Raw genomic sequence first — 23115 nt, forward strand, 5'->3', positions numbered from 1 at the left:
GACGACCAGGCCGACGCCGTAGACCATCAGCAGCCAGGCGACGTCGGCGGAGGAGAAGCCGCCGACCTCGGTGAAGGTGTAGGCGACATAGCTGAAGGCGCCGAACATCCCGCCGTAGCCGAGCGCGGTGGCCGTCAGGGTCAGCCAGACCTGCCAGGACCGGAACGCACGGAGCTGGGCCCGCAGGCCGGTGGGCGGGAGCGGGCCGGAGCCGTCGCCCGGCGCAGTGGGCGGCAGCTCCCGGCCGGGGACGAGCGCGACGATCCCCGCCAGCGCGAGCACGCCGATCCCGGTGACCGCCCAGAAGGCCGCGCGCCAGCCCCAGCGCTCCCCGACCAGCGCGCCGAAGGGCACGCCCAGCACGTTCGCCAGCGTCAGCCCGGCGAACATCACGGCCACCGCGCGGGACTTCCGTTCCGGCGCGACCAGGTCGCGCGCGACCAGCGAGCCGATCCCGAAGAACGAGCCGTGGCAGAGCGCCGCGACGATCCGCCCGAGCATCATCACCGGATAGCTCGGCGCGATCGCGGACAGCAGGTTGCCGATGACGAACAGCGCCACCAGGCCCACCAGGACCTGCTTTCTGGGCAGGCGTGCCGTCGCCGCGGTCAGCGCGATCGCGCCGATCGCGACGCTCAGCGCGTAGCCGGAGACCAGCCGGCCGGCCGCGGCCTCGGACACCGCGAAACTCGACGCCACCTGCGGCAGCAGTCCGGCGATCAGGAACTCGGTGAGCCCGATGCCGAAGCCGCCGAGTGCCAGGGCGATGAGTCCGCTCGGCATCCGACGCCGTTCGGTCGCGCTCAGGCGTAAGAGGAAGTCCGTGTCCCCGGCCGTGGATTCGCTCATGGTGCCACCCTCACGCGTGGTGGCGGATACGACCATGGACAAAGATCGCCGGCGCTTGGACGAACCGGACGGCACACCGGGTACGCAATCGTCGCGCCCGGATGTGCGGCACCGGTGGGGCGGGCGCAAGCTGGAGGGGCGCCCGCTCGCCCGGGAGGGGCCGCCCTGTCGCACGAGACCTGTGGGGAGATCCCGGATGACTTCGATGGCGAACCTGCCGGACGTCGTGTCACGCGAGGAGTGGCTCGCCGCCCGTAAGGAGCTGTTGGCCAGGGAGAAGGAGCTCACTCGGGCCCGTGACGGGGTCAACGCCGCGCGGCGGCGGCTGCCGATGGTCCGCGTGGACAAGCCGTACACCTTCGAGGGCCCGGACGGGCGGGTCGGCCTGCTCGATCTGTTCGAAGGGCGGCCCCAGCTGGTCATGCACCACTTCATGTGGACCTACATCGTCGACGACGACGGCACCGAGCACCCCCGCGAGACGGGCTGCAGCAGCTGCTCCTCCGCGGCCGACCAGATCCCCGCGCATCTGCGGCAGCTGCACGCCCGCAACACGTCGCTGGTCGCGGTGAGCCGGGCGCCGTACGAGAAGCTCGCCGCGTACCGCGCGCGGATGGGGTGGACCTTCCCCTGGTACTCCTCGGCCGGCAGCGACTTCAACTACGACTTCCACGCCACCGTGGACGACCGGGTCGCTCCGGTGCAGATCAACCTCCGTTCCGAGGCCGAACTCGCCGAGGCCGGCACGGCGTGGTCGGAGGATTGGCGGGGCGACTACCCGGGCGTCAGCGCGTTCATGAGGGTCGGCGACGAGGTGTTCCACACGTACGCCACGTTCGGCCGCGGCATCGAGGAGTTCCACAACGGCTACCCGTACCTCGACCTGACCGCCCTCGGCCGCCAGGAGGCGTGGGAGGAGCCGCAGGGCCGCACGGAGCCGCTCGGACGGGAGGTCGGCGGGCCCGGGATGCGGCTGCCCGACGAGTACGACGCCTGACGGGTAGGACGCCTGCCGACCGGTGGCGTGCCGGGCCGGGTCCGGGCGGTGTGCGGCGTTACGGTCGGCGGCATGGACGGTGATCGCCGAGGGTGGCGTGCGTGTGTGCTCAGCGGGGCGGTGTTCGCCGTGTGCATGGCCGGCACCACGCTCCCGACTCCCCTCTACGGCCACTACCAGGAGAAGTTCGGCTTCTCCGAGCTGATGGTCACCGTCGTCTACGCCGTGTACGCCTTCGGGGTCATCGGTGTTCTGCTGCTCGCGGGCAACGCCTCGGACACGGTGGGCAGGCGCCCGGTGATTCGGTGGGGCCTGGGCTTCGCGGCCGCGAGTGCCGTCTGCTTCCTGTGTGTGACGGGGCTGGGCTGGCTGTTCGTGGGGCGGCTGCTGTCGGGGCTGTCCGCCGGTCTGCTCACGGGGGCCGCCACCGCGTACGTGATGGAGCTGGCGCCGCCCGGTGGCGCCGCCCGGGCCACCCTGGTGGCGACCGCCGCCAACATGGGCGGGCTGGGCTGCGGCCCGCTGCTGGCCGGAGTGCTGGCGCAGTACGCCCCCTGGCCGCTGTACCTGCCGTTCGCCGTGCACCTCGCCCTGGTGGTGTGCGCGGCCGTCGTTCTGACGTGGCTTCCGGAGACCGTCAGGGAGCGGAGTTCGCTGCGCACCGTGCGGCCGCAGCGGCCCAGCCTGCCCCCGCAGGTGCGGTCGGTGTTCGGGCCGGCCGCCATCGCCTCGTTCGCGGGTTTCGCCCTGTTCGGGGTGTTCACCTCGGTCAGCCCGGCGTTTCTCGCCGAGTCCCTGAACGAGCGCAACCATGCCGTGAGCGGGCTGGTGGTGGCGCTGGCGTTCTTCGCCTCGACGGCCGGGCAGCTTGCCGTCGACCGGGTCGGCGTCGGGCGGTCGCTGCCGCTGGGCTGTGCCGGGCTCCTCGCCGGGCTGGCGCTGCTCGCGGGGGCCCTGTGGGGGGACCTGCTGGTGCTGGTCGTGCTGAGCGCGATCGTCGGCGGGGTCGGGCAGGGGCTGTCGTTCCGTGGGGCGCTGTCCTCGGTCGCCGCGGCGTCTCCGGCGGAGCAGCGCGCGGCAGTGATCTCGACCCTGTTCGTGGTGGCGTACACGGGCATCTCCGTGCCGGTGATCGGTGTCGGGGTGCTGGCGGATCCGATGGGGCTGGAGGGCGCGGGTCTGGTCTTCATCGCCTGTATGACCGTCCTGGTCGCCACCGCGGCCGCCTATCTGCTGCGCCGGCCGGTGCCGGCGAGAACGTGACAACCCGCCTTCGCCACAAGGGTGGTCGAGTCGGCTTCGGCGCCGCGCCCGCTACGCCGACCGCCCCTGGCCGGCCCGCGTCGACAGCCCTCGGCGCAGGCACTCGGCGAGGCGGCGGGCGATCGTGCCGTCGGGGTCCAGGCGGGGATTGAAGATCGTGACGTCGAGTCCCACGGCTCCCGCGTCACCGAGTGCCGTGCGCAGCACTGTCTCCAGCTCTTCCCAGCTCAGCCCGCCGGGGAGGCGGTAGTCGACGGCGGGCATGATCGCGTCGTCCAGGACGTCGACGTCCAGGTGGACCCAGAAGGCGGCGGTGAGGCGGGCGACCGCCCGGCGGGCTGCCGCTGCGGCACCGGACGCGCGTACGCCGTCGAGGTCGATCGCGTGCAGCTCCGGCGGCAGCGGCTGCATACCGGCCTGGGCCGATTCGTCGGCGTCGCGGAAACCGAAGGCCACGACGTCCTCGTCCCGCAGCAGCGGGCCCCTGCCTTCGAGGTCGGCGAGCAGTCGGGGGCCGCGCCCCGTGACCAGGGCGAGGTCCATCGAGGCCACCTCGCCGTACGGTTCGGCCGAGGGCTGGTAGAAGTCGGTGTGACCGTCGAGAAACAGCAGGCCGTAGCGGTGTCCGCGGCGCCGCAGGGCGAGGAGGTTGCCGAGCAGGATGGCGCAGTCCCCGCCGAGGACGACCGGGAAGCGGCCCGTTTCGAGGGCGTCGCCGACGGTGTCGGCCAGCCGGGCGGAGTAGTCCGCGATGGCGTGCGGATTGAGGACTCCGGTGCCGGCGTCCCGGGTCGGGTCGTAGGCCGGTGGTTCGACCCGGCCGCCCGGTACCGCGTCGAGACCGTCCAGCAGACCGGCGTCGAGCAGGGCCGTCGGCAGGTCCTGGACCCCGGAGGGCCGCAGGCCCAGCACGGACGGTGCCTCGATGATCGCGAGTTCCCGCATGTCCGGCCTCACTCCCTCATCCGGTCACACACTCCATCTGTGCCACATCCCGCGGGCGGCCACCACTCGTGGCGCGCCCGGGCGGGAAGGGGAACGACCCGCCCGGCGCCCGTGTCGTAGCACGCGTTGTCACGAACAGCGGCCCGCTGGCCAGAACTCGCCCGCGTGTGACCGGAGTTGACTCACGGTGATGCAGAGTTCAACTGCTACCGGCGGTAAAGCCTTGATTTACGCACCCTTGACACGTAGACCTGTGCTCCACAAATGGCCAGAACTCTGGGGGGAGTTGGCTTATGCAAGGCACGGTTGACGGGTTCCGCTATGGCGCGGTGGCCCCACTCGCGGCCTATCTGATGGCCTGCTTAGGAGGGGCGTTAGGGCTGCGGTGCATCGTCCGGTCCCTGCTCAACGGACAGTCGTGGAGGCCCGGTTGGCTGGCACTCGGTGCCGCGTCGATCGGCTGCGGCATCTGGACGATGCACTTCATCGCCATGATCGGCTTCCACGTCGAGGAGGCCCGGATCCGCTACGACGCGGGGCTCACCGTCCTCAGCCTCGCCGTGGCGATCGTCGTGGTCGGTGTCGGCGTGTTCATCGTGGGCTACCGGGGGGCGGGCGGGGGCGCGCTGACCTGCGCGGGCGTCATCACCGGGCTCGGAGTGGCGGCGATGCACTATCTGGGCATGGCGGCGTTGCGCCTCGACGGCAGCATCCACTACGACGTGCTCACCGTGGGCCTCTCCGTCGTGATCGCGATCGTCGCCGCGACCGCCGCGCTGTGGGCCGCCGTCACCGTCCGCGGCTTCCTGACCAGCCTCGGCGCCAGCCTGGTCATGGGCGTCGCCGTGTCCGGCATGCACTACACCGGCATGGCCGCCGTCCGTGTGCACCTGCACGGCACGACCGGTTCGTCATGGGCGGGCGACTCGCCCTCCTCGCTGGCGCTGCCCATGCTGCTGGGCCCGATCGTCTTCCTCGTGCTGGCCGGGGTGGTGGTGATGTTCGACCCGCTTCTGGTCCTGGGCGAGGGCGAGCGGATCCGGTCCGGCACGGCTCGGCGAAGTCAACAGCCCGCATCCGACCCGGAGTTCAGGCCAACGGCCGGTACGCCGCGGCCCAACCGGGAGTCGTACGCCCGCAAGTGGTGAGCCGGGAGCGGGAGCGCGGCGACGCGCCGGATCCGCGCTCCCCCTTCTCGGCCTTCTCTAGATCATTGTTACGGTGCACGCGTGTCTGACTCCTCACGCGATACCGCCGAAGGCGCCGGCTGGGGCGCCGCCGAACCCGGCGCGTACAAGCAGCTGATGCCGCACAAGGTCGAGAAGATCTCCTGGCTCGACCCCAGGATGCTGTGGGCCGCCCGCAACGGCGTACTGGCGTCCTGGTTCGGGGACCCCACGGGCCGCACCCGCGGCAGGTGGGTGGCGCAGCGGACGGCCGCCGGGGCGCCCGCCGACAAGGTGATCCGGCGCGACGACCCGGACCGGTTCTCCTTCCTCGTCATCGGCGACACGGGAGAGGGCGACGATCCCCAGTACGCCGTCGTCCCGGGCCTTTTGAAGACGGGTCAGGACACCCGGTTCGCGGTCATCGCGAGCGATGTGATCTATCCGGTCGGCAGCGCCGACGACTACGGCAGCAAGTTCTTCCGGCCCTACCAGGACTACCAGGCACCGATCTACGCGATACCGGGCAACCACGACTGGTACGAGGACCTCGGCGCGTTCATGCGCGTCTTCTGCGACGACGCCCCGCCCCTCGCGCCCGAGCCCGCACCGCGTCCGCCCAGCCGGGCCTGGCTGCGGTCGCTGCTGTGGCACCGCCCCCGCAAGGGAGACGGCCAACGGCTGGCGGAGCACGGGAAGTTGCGGTCGGCGGCTGCCCAGCAGGCCGTCCAGCCGGGGCCGTACTGGGCGATCGACGCCGGGCCGGTGCGGATCGTCGGCATCGACACCGGGCTGCTCGGGACCCTCGACGCCGAGCAGGGCGCCTGGCTGCGCGAGGTGTCGAAGGATCCCCGCCCGAAGATCCTCATCACGGGCTCGCCCCTGTACGTGGACGGCGAACACCACCCCTGTGCGATCGAGGGCGGCGGCACCGTCGACGAGATCGTCCGTGACCCGGCGCACCGCTATGTCGCGGCGATCGGCGGTGACATCCACAACTACCAGCGCTACCCGGTCCAGGTCGACGGCCGCACGATCCAGTACGTGGTCGCGGGCGGCGGCGGGGCGTTCATGCACGCCACGCACACCATCCCGCGGGTCGACATCGCGAACGTCACCGAGAAGGACTTCCGCTGCTATCCGCTGCGCGGTGACTCCCTGGCCTTCTACAGCACGCTGTACGGCCGCCGGCTGCGCCTGCGCCGCTTCTTCAGCCTCACCGAGGCCGAGGCGTCGGCCGTCGTCGCCGAGCGGCTCGGCATCCCGCTGACCCGGGCCCAGCAGACCACGGCCCGCCTCACCTGGCGCACCCGCCTGGTCGCCGGCCTGCTCGGCGCGGGTCGGCGCCCCGACCGCACCGCGCGGTTCCGCCTGCCCGTGCGCAAGATCTACACGCAGCTGTTCTCCCCGAGCTCGGCGACGTACAGCCCGCCGTTCTTCAAGTGCTTCCTGCGCCTGGACGTCACTCCGGAGACCGTCCGTCTGCGCTGCCACGCCGCCACCGGCAGCCGCGCGCAGGAGGTCGAGCCGCCGGTCGAGGACGAGGTCACGATCCCCCTGAACTGATCACCGCGCTCGGGAACACGCGGGTCCGTGATCGAGTTGGCACTGCCGAATGCCATTGAAAGTTCAATGACGGAGGGGCTCATGCCGCCGACCTCACGCCCGCTGCGCAAGCTGGGCTTCCTCACCATCGGGCTCTTCGACGAGGCGGACCCACGCCGTGGCCACGAGTCCACGCTGGAGATCATCGAGCTCGGTGAACGGCTCGGCTTCGACAGCGCGTGGCTGCGCCACCGTCATCTCCAGTACGGCATCTCCTCCCCCGTCGCCGTCCTGGCGGCGGCCTCGCAGCGCACCAGCCGGATCGAGCTGGGCACCGCGGTCATCCCGCTCGGCTGGGAGAACCCGCTGCGGCTGGCCGAGGACCTGGCGACCGTCGACCTCCTGTCCGGCGGCCGCCTCAACCCGGGCGTCAGCGTGGGCCCGCCGATGCACTACGACCGGGTGAAGGAGGCGCTCTACCCCGACACGGCCGACGCCGAGGGCTTCGGGTACGAGCGGGTGCGCCGACTGCTGGGCTTCGTGCGGGGCGAGCAGGCCACGGAGTTCAGCGGGGCCGAGGGGTTCGAGACGTTCTCGGACCGCGTGCAGCCGCAGTCCCCCGGCCTCGGCGGCCGTATGTGGTACGGCGGCGGCAGCCTGAGTTCGGCCCGGTGGGCCGGCGAGCACGGGATGAACTTCCTGACCAGCAGCGTCGTCAAGGTGGAAGGCCCCGAGGACGCGGGGGCGAGGGCACCGGACTTCGCCGGCATCCAGCTCTCCCACATCCGCGCCTTCCGTTCCCACCACCCCGACGGCGACCACGCCCGTGTCTCCCAGGGCCTCGTCGTCATCCCCACCGACTCCGCGACGCCGGAGCAGCGCGCACGGTACGAGGAGTACGTCGCGAAGCGCACCCCGCGCACCGCGTCAGCGCAGGGCCCGGCGCGCCTGCTGTTCGCGCCGGACCTCGTCGGCACCTCGGCGCAGATCGCCGAACGCCTCCACGCCCATGCCGCGTTCCGCGAGGTGGACGAGGTGGCGTTCGCGCTGCCGTTCACCTTCGAGCACGAGGACTACGTGCAGATCCTCACGGACATCGCTACCGGGCTCGGTCCGGCGCTGGGGTGGCGTCCGGGAGGATGACCCGGTCGAGCAGATGCAGCGGCGCGGGCCGCACCCCGGCGGCCTCCACCGCCTCCCAGTGAGCCAGGGCGCGGGGCAGGTCGACCAGGCCATGGGTCAGGGGCAGGTCAGTCGGCGGCCGGCCGGTCTCCCTGAGACGGGCGTGGAGCAGTGACTCCAGGCGGCACGAGGCCAAGGTGCCCGCGATCCCCGGCGGTCGCACGGCGAGGCTCGCGCTCGCCACGGCCGGCAGCCCCTCGCCGAGCCGTGTCTCGGTCCGTTCGAGGGCCAGCAGGCCGCCTCCGACGACCAGCACGTCCTGTGCGCGGCTCATCCGGTCCAGTGCCCGCGCCGTGTCGAAGCAGTGCGGGAAGGAGTCGTCGACCACGACCGTGCCGGGGCGCAGCCGGTCGACGTCCAGGAGAGCCGTCGCGCCGCTGACGGCGGTGACGATCACGTCGGCTTCGTAGACCGCAGCGGGCAGCGCGCGCCCGGACTCCGCGACCTGGACCGGCATCGCGGAATGCCCGGACGACAGGTCGGCTGCCAGCCGTTCGAGTCGCTCGGTGCTGCCGGGCAGGTCGCACAGCAGCAGCCGGGCCGGGGGACGGGATGCCGTCGCCAGCAGCAGTCGTAGGGACGAGGTGCCGATCGAGCCGCAGCCGACGACGGCGAGGGACAGGTCGCCGAGAGCGCGGCCGGTCGCCTCCAGTGCCCGGTGGACGGTCTTGGCCACGGCGACGGTCGTCGAGGCGTGTCCGGTGGTGATCGCCGCGCTCGTGGTGGTCTCGCGCAGGACGTCGTAGCCGTAGCCGGTGAGCGACGGGATCATGCCCGCGAGCGAGACGCAGCGGGCGCCGAGGGAGGCGGCGTGCTCGACGGCGCGAGCGGTGCGGACGGCCAGATCGCCGGCCGGGCTCAGTTCGTCGGCGAACAGCGGGAGGGCGACGAAGCCGGAGTTCCCCAGCGGGGTGCTCGTCTCCTCCAGCAGGCGGGCCCGGCCGTCCGGGAACAGGAGCGCCCGGATCTCCTCACGGCCGAGACCGGGGCTGTCGTACGGCAGTCCGGCGAGGGCGGCGAGGTGGTGCGGGGCGGGCAGGTAGCCGACGAGCGCGGCGTCGAGGCCGGGCCGCCTGCGACGGCCGCCGCGGTCGGGGGCGGCAGCGGTCCCGCTCAGCGCCTGACGCAGCTGCCCGCGCATCTCCTCGGCGAACCCGGTGACCTCACCGGGCGTGAGGGCCGCCGCCGAGGCGCGCACGGTGACGCGAAGTCCCTCCCCGTCCGCCACCGGCCGCACGGCGAGGAACACGTCCGTGCCCAGCGGCGGCGGGGCGAGCGCGGTGTCGGACTCGTCGGCGTGCAGGGTCAGGGTCCCGTCGTGCTCGGAACCCAGGGAGGTGAAGTCGAGGAAGGTGAAGAAGAACTGGGCGTGGCGCGGCAGTCCCGCGGCGGTGCGCACCTCGCTGGGGCCTTCGGCCCTGGCCAGGTCGGCCTCGGCGGCGAGCCGCCGCAAGTCGTCCTCGAAGGCGGCGAGTCGGTGCGGTCCGTCGCCGGGCAGGGCCGGGCGCAGCGCCACCGCCTCCGCGAACGGGCCGAACACCCGATGCGCGTCCGCGGTGGAGTCCTCGCGTCCGGTGACCGCGAGCCCGAGCATCAGGTCACGCTGACCGGTGAGTTCCGCGAGGGCGCGGTAGTACGCGGTGAGCAGCGGCGCGTACAGGGTGCGGTGTGCTGCTCGGGCGAGCCGCCGCAGTCCCCCGGTCGTGGCGGCGTCCACGGTGAAGCCTGCGGTGTGGAACGCCGGTGGGGTGTCGGCGGCCTCGGCGCCCTCGGGGTGGGGCCGACGCAGTACGGGGGGCGTGTAGGGCGCGCGGAGGCGGGCACGGTACGCCTCCGCCGCGGGGCCGTGCGGATGCGGGCGTTCAAGGGACCTGGTCACGTGGTCGCGGAAGGTGCTGTCGAGCGGCGGCAGGCCGTGCGGCAGACCGCGGTCGAGGCGGTCGTACGCGGTGAGCAGTTCCCGGGCGAGGAGGGCGGCGCTGAAGCCGTCGCCGATGAGGTGGTGCGCGTGGACGAGGAGCACGTGATCGGCGGGCGCCACGGTGAACAGCCGGAGCCGCAGCAACGGCCAGGCCCAGGGCTCCAGTCGGCGCCCCGCCTCCTCGGCGATCCGCTGCTCCAGCAGGTCGTGGTGTGCGAGGGACTCCGTCTCCACGGGCAGGCGCAGCGAGTCCGGCAGTTCCTGCTGCACGGGCGGGCGGGCGCCGGCCGGGAAGACGGTGCGCAGCATCGGGTGCCGGGCCACCAGGACGTCCACGGCACGCTGGAGGACGTCGTGGCGCAGCGGGCCGCGCAGCCGGAACCGGGCGAGCCAGCCGGAGCCGGACCCCGGGTTGACCGCCTCGGCGAGCAGGAAGCCCCGTTGGGAGGGTGTGAGGGGGTAGGGGCCCGGCGGCCGCGCGGGGCCGGGGTCCGGGGCCGGGGCGGGCGACGGGTCACCGGGCGCGCTGTCGAGGGCCGCCGCGAGTGCGCTGAGTGTGCGGTGGGTGTAGACGGTGGTCGGCCGTGGGACCGCGGGCAGGTCCGCGCGCAGGCGTGCGAAGAGGTCGAGCACCATGATGGAGTCGCCGCCGAGCGCGAAGAAGTCGTCTTCGCGGGTGACGTCCGGTACGTCCAGGAGGGCCGACCAGATACGCGCGAGGGTCCGTTCGGTCGGGGTGCTGGGCGGGGTTCCCGGGCCGTGCTCGTCGGCCCCGTCGGACGCGTCCACGCCGGGTTCTTCCCCGGACTCGGCGGCCAGCAGCTTGCGGTCGATCTTGCCCGTGCCGGTCAGGGGGATCGCCGCGATCGAGCGGATGCGTCCGGGCAGCATGTAGGGCGGCAGCGCACGGGCCAGGAAGGCTCGCACCTCGCGCGGGTCGGGATCGGCCGAGCCGGTCCGGGGCTCGACGTACGCCAGCAGGCGTCCCTCGGAGAGCAGGACGGCGGCGCGGGCGACGTCCGGGTGCGCGAGCAGCGCGGCCTCGACCTCACCGGGTTCCACCCGGTGGCCGCGGACCTTGACCTGGTCGTCGAGGCGGCCGAGGAACTCCAGTACGCCGTCCGCGGACTGGCGGACCCGGTCACCGCTGCGGTACCAGCGGCGGCCGTCGCGCTCGACGAAGACCTCCGAGGTCAGCCGCGGCTCGCCCAGGTAGCCGGGGGTCAGCCCGGTTCCGGCGATGAGCAGTTCGCCGGCCGCGCCGGGCGCGACGGGACTCCCCTCCTCGGTGACGACGGCCAGTTCGGTCCCGGCCACCGGCCGCCCGATGGGCAACTGGCGTACGTCGTCGGCCGGCCGGGTGTCGATGATGTGGCAGGTGGCGTTGATGGTGGACTCGGTGGGCCCGTAGAGGTTGGAGATCCGGTGCTCCGCTCCCCCGTGTCCGTCGACCAGGTCGAACCATCGCCGTACGTGCGCGGCGGGCAGGGCCTCGCCGCCGACGTGGACCCAGCGCAGTGCCGACAGGTCCGGAGGTGACCCGTCCAGCCTCGCCCGGGTCTCGGCGGCGGTCAGCAGTCGCTCCCACAGCGTCGGCACCGAACTCCACACCGTGATCCGGTCGTTGACGATCCGTTCGAGGAGTGCCTCGGGGTCCCGCAGGAGGTCCCGGGTGAGGGTGTGGACGGTTGCGCCGGCCAGGAGCGGTGCCAGCAGCTGGCGCACGGAGGCGTCGAAGCAGACGGACGCCGTCTGCACGAGGCGGTCCCCGGGCCGGTAGCCGAAGGTGGTCAGTGACCAGTCGAGGTAGTTGAGCATGGACCGGTGCGTGATCGGAACCGCCTTGGGGCGGCCGGTGGACCCCGAGGTGAAGATCACGTAGGCGATGGCGTCCGGGGCAAGGGCCGCGTCGGCGGGAGCGGTGTCGTACGGCGACGGCTCGGCCGAGGCCGGTTCGTCGACGGCGACCGGTGTGATCCCGTCCAGGGCGGCGACGGCCCCGCGTGTCGCGGAGTGGCAGACCACCACGTCGATCCCCGTGCGTTCCACCTGGTCACGCACCCGGGCCACCGGATGGGCCGGGTCAAGGGGCACCCATCCGGCGCCCGCCCGAAGGATGCCCACGACGCCGACGACGGTGTCCGCCCCGCCCGGTTCGGTGAGCAGGCCGACCAGGTCGCCGGGCTGTACGCCCCGCGCTCGCAGCCGGGCCGCGAGGGTGTCGGAGGCGGCGTCGAGTTCGGCGTAGGTGAGCGTGGTACGGCCGGTGTCCACCGCTACGGCCCCCGGGGCGGCTCGGAACCGGGCACGGAGGCGGTCGAGAATCCCCCCGTCGCTGTCGTCCCGCCGCACAAGGGCGGACTGGTCGGCCATGGCCCGCAGTTCCGCCATGTACTCCCCCGCGAGGCGTTCGACGGTCTCGCGTCGGAAGAGGTGTGCGGGGTGGTTCCAGGAGAAGTGCAGGGTCGTGTCCGATTCCCAGCACAGCAGTCCCAGCCGGGTCGCCGCGGACGCGGTGGCCGCGGCGGTCGGGGTCACGGTGACCGGCCAGTCCCGGCCGTGGCGCACGGGGAAGCGGGCGAAGCTGAAGCCGGCCGGGGCGACCGTACGCGGGGCGGAGCCGGTGGTGGGCAGCAGCGCGGCGATGTCGGGACTGGCGAGCGTCGCGTGGGCCTCCGCCTCCCGCCAGACGCGCCGCAACCGCTGGGCCAGCGCGGTCACGGGCTCGTCGGGTTCGACGACGGCGAACACCGGCAGCGTGTCGGCGAGCGGGCCCACGAGGCGATCGATTCCGGGCAGGGGCGCCTCACGGCGGGCACGGGCCACGTTCACGGCGACGGCCCGCTGCCCGCCGCTCCAGCGGGCCAGACAACGCCCGTACGCCGCGAGGAGCAGGTGGAAGAGGGAGACCTCGTGCCGGGCCGCCACCGCGCGCAGCGCCGCCGCCAGCGAGGTGTCGACGGTCGTCTGGTGGTGGGTGAGCGGGGGCGCCGGGAGCGCCCGCGGGTCGCCGTCGTACGGCAGGTCCGCCTGCCGTCCCCCCGCCGCGACGGCCGCGGTGTGCTCCGCGACGCGGTCCCGCCAGTACTGCTGGTCCCGGGCGAAGGCAGGGGACCGGCGGTCGGCGGTGACGAGGGCCGCGTAGTCGGCGAACTCGGAGCGAGGGGCGGGGAGTTCGGGTGGGCGGCCGTGGGCCAGGTCGGTGTAGAGCGACCAGAGTTCCTCGCACAGCAGCTTGAGGCTGAAGCCGTCCGCCGCGCTGTGGTGGACGGCCAGCAGCAGGTGGGTGACGTGGGCGTCCCGCCGGTCGCGGACCAGGAGGGCGCGCGCCGGGTCCTCGACGGTCAGGTCGAACGGCCGGTTGTACAGAAGCTGTTCGAGGTCGGACAGGGGTGGCGGGGTGCCGTCGGGCTGGTGGACCTCGTACCAGCGGGGCGCCCGGTCGGTGGGCTCGGCGGGCGCGGAGTACTGGCTCGGTGGTGTGCCGTCCTGCGTGATCCGCAGGCGCAGCATGGGGTGGCGGGCGGCGAGGTGGGCGAGTGCCCGGCCGAGGAGGTCGGGGTCGAGGGGGCCGCGGACGGTCTGGCGGAGGTAGCCGTAGGCGGTGACGCCCTCGTACAGGGCCTCGGTGGTGAGGAAGGCGCGCTGGAGGGGCGTGAGGGGGCGCGGCGTGTGGGCCGCCGGGCCGCGACGCAGGGGGGCGGGCGCGCGGGATGCCGGCGGGCGCTGTGTGCCGAGGTGGGTGGTCAGTTCGCCGATCGTCCGGTACTCGAAGAGCAGGGTGGCGGGCAGGGGCAGCCCGAGTTCCGTCTCCAGGCGGCGCGCGAGGTCGACGGCGGTCAGCGAGTCCAGCCCGAGGCCGAGGAACTGCTCGTCGTCCCCGATGCCCTCGGGAGCCCGGTGCAGGGCCTCGGCCAGCAGACGGCGGATCAGGTCGGCCGTGCGGGCCGGGTCGGGCGAGCGGGCCGGGTCGGGCACCGTGCCGTCGGCGGGCGGTGCGGGACGGGCCGCGGCAGGCGGCCTGGGGCTGGCGGTGCTCGGCGCGGGGCTGGCAGGCGGGCTGTCGGCCGCGCGGTCCATGGCGGCGACCGGCTCTGCGGGCGTCTTCGAGGGGCTCACCAGCACGTGCGCGGCACCCGTGGAGATGGCCGTCCGCAGCCCGGCGATCGCGGCCCGCGCGGTCATGGGGCTCAGTCCGCGGGCACGCAGCCGCGCCTCGGCCGGTGAACCGGCGGCCAGTCCCGCGTCGGCGACGGGGCCGAACCCGATCGCCTGCCAGGGCCGGCCCGCCATGCGCTCGGCTGCGGCGAAGGCGTCCAGGAAGGCGTTGGCGGCCGCGTAGTCGCCGAGCGCGCCGGCGAGACCGGGCAGCACCGAGGAGACGGAGGAGAAGGCGACGCGTACGGCCGGTTCCTGGCCGTGCCGGCGCAGCGCGTCGGCCAGCCGCACCGTGCCCCGCACCTTCGCGGCGAGCATCTGCTCGATCTCCGCGTCGGTCTTGGAGCGGAGGGTGCCGGGCCGGACCGTACCGGCGGCGTGGAACACCCCGTCCAGCGGGGGCAGGGTGGCGAACAGGGCGTCGACGGCGGCTTCGTCGGACACGTCCGCCGCGTGGTAGCGGGCCCGGGCGCCGTGGGCACGGAGCTCGGCGAGCAGTTCCTCGGGCACGCTCGCGGAACGTCCGGTCAGGATCAGTTCGCCTGCGCCGCGCCCGGCCAGGTCACGGGCGAGCACGGAACCGAGCCCGCCGGCTCCGCCGGTGATCAGGTAGGTGCCGTCCGACGGCAGGGCACCGGGCGGCGTGGCGACATCGGCCACCTCGGCTGTCGTACGGCGGAGCCTGCGCCCGGCGCGCCAGGCCACGGCGCCCTCCGCACCCGCCCCGGGGGCCGAGTACAGCTCCGCTTCCAGGGCATCGACCCGGGCGTCGAGCGGGTCGCGGGAGGAGAGGTCCACGCAGCGGGCGGCGAGCCCCGGGTGCTCCGTCGGGAGTGCGAGCGTGAAGCCGTGCAGGAGTGCCTGGTGCGGGCGTGCCCGTTCCGGCGACGCGCCGGTGACGCAGGCGTCCTCGGTGACGACCAGCAGCCGGGAGCAGTCGGCGGTCAGCAGGTCCAGCACCTGGCGCAACGAGGTGATGGCGGTGGTGCCCGGGGTCTGCGGGCCTTTGTCTCCGGCGCCCGCCTCTCCCCCCAGCCACACCACGGTGTCCGCCGTCGCCGTGCCCGTTCCGTGAGCGGCGTCGTCCCTCAGAACCGTGACCCCACGGCCGGCGAGCCGCTCGGCCAAGGCCCGGCCGAGCGCCCGATCGCCTCCCGCCAGCCGTACCACGCGGGGCCCGCCCGCAGGCGTGAGCGGAGCGTCCCCCCAGCCGAGCCGGCACACGACAGGCACCGCGTCGGTCCTGCGTGGCCAGTGGCGGGTGCGCTGGAAGGGGTACGTCGGTACCGGCACTCTCGGACGCCCGGCGGCCGGGGTGGTCCGGCTGGTCCGGAGAGCCGCACGGTTCAGAGCCGCACGGTCCAGGATCGCGCCACGGGTCCACAGCCGGCCCGCCGTCTCCAGCAGCGCCCGCGACCCCGAAAACTCCGCGTCACTGCCCGCGACTGAGGTGAGTCCGGTCGTCAACACCCCCACGTCCACGGCACCTTGAGCGCGCGCCACCCCGCGGACGGCCCCTCCGAGGGTGTTCCCCGGACCGAGTTCGAGGAAGGTGTCGTAGCCCTCCTCCAGAAGCTTCGCCACTGCCGCACCGAACCGCACCGGCCGCACGGCATGCTCCTGCCAGTACTCGGGCGACAGACCGGGCTGCCACGCGCCGGTGACCGTGCTCAGCATCGGCACGGCCGCCGGTTTGAGGGTCAGCGCCTTCGCGGCGTCCCGCAGCGGATCGAGGACCGGCTCCAGCAACGGCGAGTGGAAGGCGTGGGACACCCGGAGCCCGCGTGCGGCCACGCCCCGTGTCGTCAGTTCGGCGAGGGCACGGTCGACGGCGTCCCGGGCGCCCGAGATCACCACCTGATCCGGCCCGTTGACCGCAGCGACGCTCAGCGAGCCGCCGGATGCGCGGACGAGGTCGGCGACGGTGTCCTCGTCGCCCCGGACGGCGGCCATGGTTCCGGGGAGGGCCAGTTCGGCCACCAGCCGCCCGCGCTCGGCGGCGAACCCCACCGCCTCGTCCAGGGTCAACGCACCGGCGACACACGCGGCCGCGATCTCGCCCACGCTGTGCCCGGCGACCGCGTCGACCGGCACACCCCACTCCGCCAGCTGCCGGGCGAGCCCCACGCCGAAGGCGACGAGCAGCGGCTGGGCCACCTCGGTCCGGGCCAACTCCCCGGGATCGATACCGGGATCGAGGCACCACTCGGCGAGCGAGCGCCCGCGTACGGGCCCCGTCAGCGAGGACGCCTCGTCCAGAACCTCACGGAATACGGGAGCCGACCGGTACAGGGCGCGCCCCTGGCCGGGGCGCTGGGCTCCCTGTCCCGGCAGCAGGAACACCGTCCGCGGGCGGGACCGGGCGGGCGTGCGGTCCGCCGCCGTGCGGGCGGCGTCGAGGCGGTCCGCCAGGTCACCGTCGGCGATCACGGCCAGTCGGTAGGGGCCGTCGTCACGCGCGGTGTTCACGGTGGCGCAGATGTCCGCCTCGTGCGCCTCCGGGTGGGTGCGCGCATAGGCGGCCAGGTCGACGGCGGCCGCCCGCAGGGCGTCGGCACTGCGGGCCGACAGCGTCAGCAGGTGGGGGCCGTGGGCGGCGGCGGGAGTCTCGGAGGGTGTCCGTGCGGGCGGCTCCTCCAGGACGGCGTGGGCGTTGGTGCCGCCGAAGCCGAAGGCGTTGACGCCCGCGATCAGGGGCCCGGGAGCCCGCCATTCCCGCTGCTCGGTGACGAGTTCGAAGCCGGGCGCGACACGCTCCAGGTACGGCGCGGGCAAGGTGGTGCCCGGGACGGCGTGCGGGGAGGGCGGGAGCCGGCGGTGCTGGAGCGCCAGCACCGTCTTGACCAGGCTCGGCATACCGGCCGCGTTGAGCAGGTGCCCGATGTTCGCCTTGACCGAGCCGAGCAGGCGCGCGGTCCCGTCCGCGCGGGGCGCAAAGGCGTGCCCGAGTGACTGTGCCTCGACGGGGTCGCCGACCGGGGTGCCGGTGCCGTGCGCCTCGACGTACGACACCGCGTCGGGGTCGATGCCGCACGCGCCGTACGCCTGGGTGATGACCTCGCGCTGGGTGCGCGGGTTGGGGGCGAGCAGGCTCAGCGACCGCCCGTCGTTGTTGACCGCGGTGCCGCGGACCAGGGCGAGTACCGGATCGCCGTCCCGCAGGGCGTCGTCCAGACGGGTGAGGACGAGGGCCGCTCCGCCCTCCCCCGGCACGATTCCGTCGGCGGCGGCACCGAAGGGGCGGCTGCCGCCCGTCGGGGACAGCGCGCCCGCGCGTTCGAGCAGCCGGTGCCCGGTCGGGGTGAGGGCGAGCTGGACGCCGCCCACCACGGCGACGTCGCACTCGCCGCTCTGGAGGCTGCGCCGTGCCAGGTGGAGCGCCACGAGGGCCGAGGAGCAGGCGGTGTCCACCACCAGGGCGGGGCCGTCGAGGTCGAGTGCCTGGGAGAGGCGGGCGGCGATCAGGTTGGGCAGGTTGCCGGTGAGCGCGCCGGGGTGGCCGGCCAGGTCGCCGTCCGTGGCGGCGGCCAGGATCTCGCGGTATCCGCTGTCGCCGACGGCGGCGAACACGCCGACCCTGCGGCCGGTCCGGCGCGGGCCCGCGTATCCGGCGCGCTCCAGGGCCTCGTGGGCCAGTTCCAGGAAGATCCGCGCCTGGGGGTCGGTCGCGCGGGCCTCCTCGTCGTCCATGCCGAAGTAGGCGGCGTCGAAGGCCGAGGGGTCGGGGAGGAAGGAGCCGAAGAAGTCGGGGGCGTCGTCCCGTAGGCCGCCGGAGGCACCATCCCTTCGGCCGCCGGGGACGTCCTCCCATCGGCCACCGGGTACGGCCGTCAGCGTGTCGCGGCCGGAGAGGAGGAGTTCCCAGAAGGCTTCGGGGGTGTCCGCCCCGGGGAATCGGCAGGCCATGCCGAGTACGGCGACGGGTTGGCGCCCCGCGCGCTCGTCGGCCGGCATCGCGACCCGCCTCGCCTCGGACGCTCCGTCGGCCTCCCCGATCAGCGCCAGCACATGACCGGCCAGCGCGGCCACGGTGTGCTGGTCGCGCAGGTCCCGGGGCTCCACCGTGACGGAGAAGGCGTCCTCGATCCCCGCGAGCACCGACATCGCCTTCAGTGAGGACCCGCCGAGGGCGAAGAAGCGGTCGTCCCGGTCGATGGCCGCCGGGGCGAGGTCCAGGGCCTGTGCCCAGATCTCCCGGATCGCTTCCTCGACGTCACGCCGCGAGCGCGGCGCGTCCCCCTGCGGACCGCGCCGGGCCCGCCGGGCAGCCGACGGACCCTCGGCCCGCGCCGCGGCCAGCCGCTCCTCGACGGCCGCGTAGGCCCCCGCCGCGAACCGCTCCCGCATCAGCGCCCGGCGCAGCTTGCCGCTCGTCGTCCGGGGGAACGCCCCCGGCGGCAGCGGCAACACGCGTACGTCGTCGTGCCCCAGTGCCTCGCGGACCCGGGCAGCCGCCGAGTCGAGCACCGGAAGGGCCGTGGCCAGGGCGGGCCGAGCCCACTGGACGAACACCGCCACACGATCGCCCCCGGTCCGTGGATCGGTGGACCCGACCGCCGCCACCGTCCCGCCCGGCAGTCCCGGCGTGGCGGCCACGGTCTCTTCCAGGTCGGATGCGTGGAAGGTACGTCCGCCGACGAAGACGACGTCCTTGTGGCGGCCGGTGACGCACAGTCGGCCCTCGTGCCGGAAGCCGAGGTCGCCCGTGCGCAGCCAGCCACCGCCGAACGCGGCCGCGCTCGCCTCGGGGGCGCGGCGGTAGCCGCGTGCCACCTGGGGTCCGCGTACCTCGATGTGACCGACCCGGCGGTCGTCCAGGAGCTTCCCGGCATCGTCGGTCACCCGGAGCTCGCAGTCCGGGACGGGGCGGCCCACATCCATCAGTTCGACGGCGTCCGGGCCGGCTTCGGCCGCGACGGCACGGCCACGGCTGAGGGCCTCGCGGTCCAGTCGCAGGGGCGCGGCGGTCTCCCCGAGCGGGGGCACCGTCACGGCGAGCGTGGCCTCGGCCAGTCCGTACACGGGGAGCATGGCCGTGGCGTCCAGCCCTGCCGCGCCCGCCCTGGCGCTGAACTCCCGCCACACGCGCGGTGCGATCGGCTCGGCACCGACGAGCATCAGGCGTACGCAGCTCAGGTCCAGTGCGGCCCAGGTGCTGTCCGGTACCCGTCGCGCCGCGAGCGCCAGTGCGAAGTTCGCCGCCGAGAGCAGGGTGGCCCGGTGCCGGTCCACCGCTTCGAGCCAGCGGGCCGGGCGCTTGGCGAAGGTCAGCGGTTCCAGTCGTATCTGCTTCAGACCTGCCGCCATGGGGACGAGGTGGGTGCCTATCAGACCCATGTCGTGGAAGTACGGCATCCAGCTCGCCACCACGTCGTCCGGCGTGATCGCCATGGCGGCGCGGATCTGCCGGAGGTTGGCGAGGACGGCCCCGTGGGTGAGTTCCACGCCCTTCGGGGCACCGGTGCTACCGGAGGAGAACTGGAGAAACGCGAGGTCCTGGGCCTCTGGGCGGGGCAGCGAGCGCAAGGGGCGGCCTGCGCGCAGCGCGTCCAGCCGCAACGCGCGCACCGGACCCGGGATCTCGGCGAGCAGGGCGTCGGTGGTGTCGTCCACGACGACCGCGGGCCTGCCGAGGAACTCCCACACCGGTCCCACCCGGCGTGCCTCCGGGGCGAGCGGCACCGGCACGAGTCCCGCCGCCAGCGCTCCCCAGAACATCGGCTGGAAGTCCTCGCCGCGATCCGCGAGCAGCGGAACGGGCGTGCCGGGTTCCAGTCCCGCCTCGCGGAGCCCTCCCGCCACACGCAGTGCGTCGTCGCGGAGTTCGGCGAAGGTGACGGTGTGTTCGCTGCCGTCTCCCCGGACATGCACGACGACCTGGCCGGGTGACTCCTCAGCGGCGTGCCGCAGTACGTCGAGGAGCGTGGCGGCGGTACGGCGCCCGGGAGTCGGCATGCGTTTCCTTCCTCGTCGCACGGGATCCGGCCCGTGGACGCGCCCTGCCGGAGTCCGGTACCCGGGCCGAGCGTTGTCGATCATTCACCTGTACGACGACGAGTCTCGTCGAACGGTTCACCGGCGAAATGATCAGTTGTCGGCATCCGTACGGCCGAGGGCCGCCGCGATCGCGGCGAGACAGGCCGAAACCGGGCCCAGTGTGAGCAGGCCACTGGCGGCGCCGGCCAGTTCGTTCGCCGCCGGGGCGAGGGCGGTGCGGGCGCGGGCCAGGGCCGTCCGGTCGCCGAGGGTCAGGGCCGCCCGGGCGGTGAGGCACCACAGCGCCTCCTGGAGGAGGTCGCGGGGCGGTTCGGGCGTGGCGTGGAGGGCCTCGGCGGCCTCGGAACGTCGGCCCTGGTCGAGGAGGAGCAGGGGGTGGGCCCAGGGGGCGTAGGGGCCCCAGTCCGTGTCTTCGTCGAAGCCGAGGGGCAGGGCGTGCCGCACGCGCAGGCACAGCAGCGCGAGCGGCGGCAGGCCGTGGGCGAGGCCCGGCATGCCCGCGCCGTCCAGCAGGGCGGCCGCGTCCCGGTAGGCGGCCTCGACGTCCGGCACGGGTGCCCGGCCGGTGGCGTCCAGCCGCAGGGCGGCGTACCAGCCGGTGAACACGCCGACGAGCGGGCGTTCGTGCCGTGCGGCCAGTGCGTCCGCGGCGGCCGCGTGGCGGTCGGCGGCTGTGAAGTCCCCGAGGGCGGCGCGGGCCTGGAGCCGGACGAGGTGGCCGAGGATCTCGAACGCGCTCAGGCCGTGGCGGGCGGAGAGCGCGACCAGTTCCGCGCCGATCTCGTCGCGTCGCGGCGCCAGTCCGGTCCGGTCGAAGCACTGCATGAAGGCCGCGTTGAGGGCGAACGCCAGCAGGGCCGGATCGTCCAGCCGGCGGGCGAGTTCCTCGGCGCGGCGGGCGGCCTGCGGGCCCCTGGCGAGCGGGGTGCCGCGCGACTCCAGCGCGATCGTGGCGAGCAGGCCGGACTTGGCCGCCTGGTGGCCCTCGGCGGGGAGGGCGGTGAGGGTGCGCTCGGCGGCGGCGACGACCTGCGCGGCTTGTTCCGGGTCGTCGAGGCGGGTCCAGATCGCGGGGACGTCGTAGGTGCCGATCACCCGGGCCGTCAGTTCGGCGTCGCCCAGTTCCTCGGCGGCCGCGACGGCGGCGACCCGGTGCTCGCGGGCGGCCGGGAGTCCGCTGCCGCCGGTCAGGGCGAGGTTGCGCAGCAGGCCGGCGGTGGACTCCAGGCGGGCGCGGGCACCGGGGGCGACGGTGCGGTCGTAGGCGGCGGCGACCTGCTCCCAGACCCGGCCGGCGGAGTGGTCGCGTGCCTCGCCGAGGTGGTCGGCCTGGTGCAGGATGTCCGCCTCCAGGGAACGCAGGCCGGGCCCCGGGTCGATGCCGAGTTCCCCGGCCAGCAGGGCACGCGCCCGGCGCAGCACGTCCAGCGCGTCGGCCTGACGGCCCGTGCGGTACAGCGCCAGGGCCAGCAGGCGCCAGGCGTTCTCCCGCCAGGGGTGCTCGGCCGCGTGCGCCCGAAGGTCCGCGGCGGCCCGGTCGGCCAGGCCGAGGGCCAGCAGCGTCTCGGCGCGCAGTTCCACGGCGTGCAGGCGCAGTTCGGTCAGGCGGCGGCTCTCGGTCCGGGCCCACGCCTGCTCCGCGAACTGAGCGTAGGCGGGGCCGCGCCACCAGCCGAGCGCTTCGTCCAGCCGTACGGTCGCCTCCCTGGGCGGCAACGTCACGGCGGCGCCGACGGAGTCCTCGAAGCGCCAGGCGTCCACCGTGTCCTTCGCCGTGCGCAGGGCGTACCCCGGGCCGTCGGTGACCAGCAGCCGGGCCGGGGTGCGGGGCGGGCGGCCGGGTTCGAGGGCGCGACGGAGCGCGGCGACGAAGGTGCGTACGGCGCCCACGGCGTCGGCGGGCCGGTCGTCCGTCCAGAGGTCGTCGACCAGGCGGGAGACGGGCACGACACGGCCCCTGGCGACGAGCAGCCGGGCCAGGACAGAGCGGTGTCTCGGGCCCTTCAGGTCGATCGCGTTCCCGGCCGCGTCCCAGGCCGTCACCGGTCCGAGCACACCGAAGGCAGCGCCCACGTCCTCCACCGCCGTCCTCCTCCCCGGGTCACCGCGCGCCGCCGCTGTGCTCATCACCCGCTCATCCGCCGCCGGGAGGATCGAGGAACCCGGTCTTCCCGAACGGAATCCTCCCCCATCACATGAGAAGGAGCGGAGCCATGACACCTGTCATCGCCGGTTTCGATCACCACCGCGTTCCCGTCGCCGACGGGATCTCCCTGCACACGGCCGTAGGCGGTGCCGGCGCCCCCGTCGTCCTGCTGCACGGCTTCCCGCAGACCCACCTGATGTGGCGCCACGTGGCCACCGATCTCGCCGCCGACCACACCGTGATCTGCCCCGACCTGCGCGGCTACGGCGCCAGCGACAAACCGGCCGAGACCGACGGCGGCGGCTACGCCAAGCGGACCATGGCCGCGGACATCGTGGCGCTCGCCCGTGAACTCGGGCACGAGCGTTTCGCGTTGGCCGGGCACGACCGTGGGGCCCTGGTGGCCTTCCGGGCCGCGCTGGACCACCCCGGGACGATCACCCACCTGGCGTGTCTCGACGTCCTGCCGACCCTGGACATGTGGGAGGTGATGCACGGCGTCACCGCAGCGGTCGGCTTCCACCTCTATCTGATGGCCCAGCCGCCCGGCCTGCCCGAGCGCATGATCAGTGCCGCGCCGGACGACTTCTTCGGCCACTTCCTCGACCTCTGGACGTCCGACCGGCGGGCCGTGCCGGACGAGGTCCGCGCCGCCTACCTGGCGGCCTGCCGTGCGGCCGTGCCGTCGATCGTGGCCGACTACCGGGCCTCCGCCGGCATCGACGTCGAGCACGACCGGGCCGACCGGGCGGCCGGCACCACGCTCCGGATGCCGGTGGGTGTGCTCCAGCAGGACTGGGGCGCCGCCCTCGGCTTCGACGCCACCGCGCTGTGGCGCGCCTGGGCGCCCGATCTGGTGCACACCACCGTCACCTGCGGTCACTTCATGGCGGAGGAGGCGCCCGACGACATCGCCAAGGCGCTTCGGGACCTGCTCGCCCGCTGA

Annotated in this window: 10 protein-coding genes; 6 read left to right on the forward strand and 4 right to left on the reverse strand. The window is 74.2% G+C overall.

Going from position 1 to position 23115, the window contains the following annotated elements:
- On the reverse strand, positions 1 to 783 hold a 783-nt coding region (locus ACFU95_RS26470), incomplete at its 3' end, for an MFS transporter (protein WP_383832119.1).
- A gap of 262 nt (positions 784 to 1045) precedes the next feature.
- Here ACFU95_RS26470 and ACFU95_RS26475 point away from each other — a divergent pair.
- Positions 1046 to 1846, forward strand: coding sequence for a DUF899 domain-containing protein (locus tag ACFU95_RS26475; protein ID WP_383832029.1), 801 nt, complete (start codon positions 1046 to 1048; stop codon positions 1844 to 1846).
- Between the two features lie 72 nt (positions 1847 to 1918).
- Positions 1919 to 3109: an MFS transporter gene (locus ACFU95_RS26480; RefSeq protein ID WP_383832031.1), complete on the forward strand. Its 1191-nt coding sequence runs from the start codon at positions 1919 to 1921 to the stop codon at positions 3107 to 3109.
- A 51-nt stretch (positions 3110 to 3160) separates the two neighbouring features.
- On the opposite strand, the gene ACFU95_RS26485 is transcribed toward ACFU95_RS26480, so the two are convergent.
- The gene (locus tag ACFU95_RS26485) at positions 3161 to 4054 is read right to left on the reverse strand and encodes an arginase family protein (protein ID WP_383832033.1); all 894 of its coding nucleotides are present in this window, start codon (positions 4052 to 4054) and stop codon (positions 3161 to 3163) included.
- A 293-nt stretch (positions 4055 to 4347) separates the two neighbouring features.
- Between ACFU95_RS26485 and ACFU95_RS26490 the strand changes: the two genes are divergently transcribed.
- The 3 genes from ACFU95_RS26490 to ACFU95_RS26500 all read left to right on the forward strand — a co-directional run bounded on the left by ACFU95_RS26490 (position 4348) and on the right by ACFU95_RS26500 (position 7908).
- Positions 4348 to 5202, forward strand: a complete 855-nt coding sequence (locus tag ACFU95_RS26490) for an MHYT domain-containing protein (protein WP_383832035.1) — start codon at positions 4348 to 4350, stop codon at positions 5200 to 5202.
- A gap of 81 nt (positions 5203 to 5283) precedes the next feature.
- Positions 5284 to 6786, forward strand: coding sequence for a metallophosphoesterase family protein (locus tag ACFU95_RS26495; protein ID WP_383832037.1), 1503 nt, complete (start codon positions 5284 to 5286; stop codon positions 6784 to 6786).
- An 81-nt stretch (positions 6787 to 6867) separates the two neighbouring features.
- Positions 6868 to 7908: an LLM class flavin-dependent oxidoreductase gene (locus ACFU95_RS26500; protein WP_383832039.1), complete on the forward strand. Its 1041-nt coding sequence runs from the start codon at positions 6868 to 6870 to the stop codon at positions 7906 to 7908.
- Here the strand turns inward: ACFU95_RS26500 and ACFU95_RS26505 are convergent.
- The gene (locus tag ACFU95_RS26505; RefSeq protein WP_383832041.1) at positions 7865 to 19981 is read right to left on the reverse strand and encodes an amino acid adenylation domain-containing protein; all 12117 of its coding nucleotides are present in this window, start codon (positions 19979 to 19981) and stop codon (positions 7865 to 7867) included. The genes ACFU95_RS26500 and ACFU95_RS26505 overlap by 44 nt on opposite strands.
- A gap of 132 nt (positions 19982 to 20113) precedes the next feature.
- A complete protein-coding gene (locus tag ACFU95_RS26510; protein ID WP_383832043.1) occupies positions 20114 to 22150 on the reverse strand; it encodes a BTAD domain-containing putative transcriptional regulator in 2037 nt (678 codons plus the stop codon).
- Positions 22151 to 22236: 86 nt separating this feature from the next.
- Here ACFU95_RS26510 and ACFU95_RS26515 point away from each other — a divergent pair, with 86 nt between their 5' ends.
- Positions 22237 to 23115, forward strand: coding sequence for an alpha/beta fold hydrolase (locus ACFU95_RS26515; protein WP_383832045.1), 879 nt, complete (start codon positions 22237 to 22239; stop codon positions 23113 to 23115).

The organism is Streptomyces sp. NPDC057623, assembly GCF_042800355.1.
Lineage (GTDB): Bacteria > Actinomycetota > Actinomycetes > Streptomycetales > Streptomycetaceae > Streptomyces.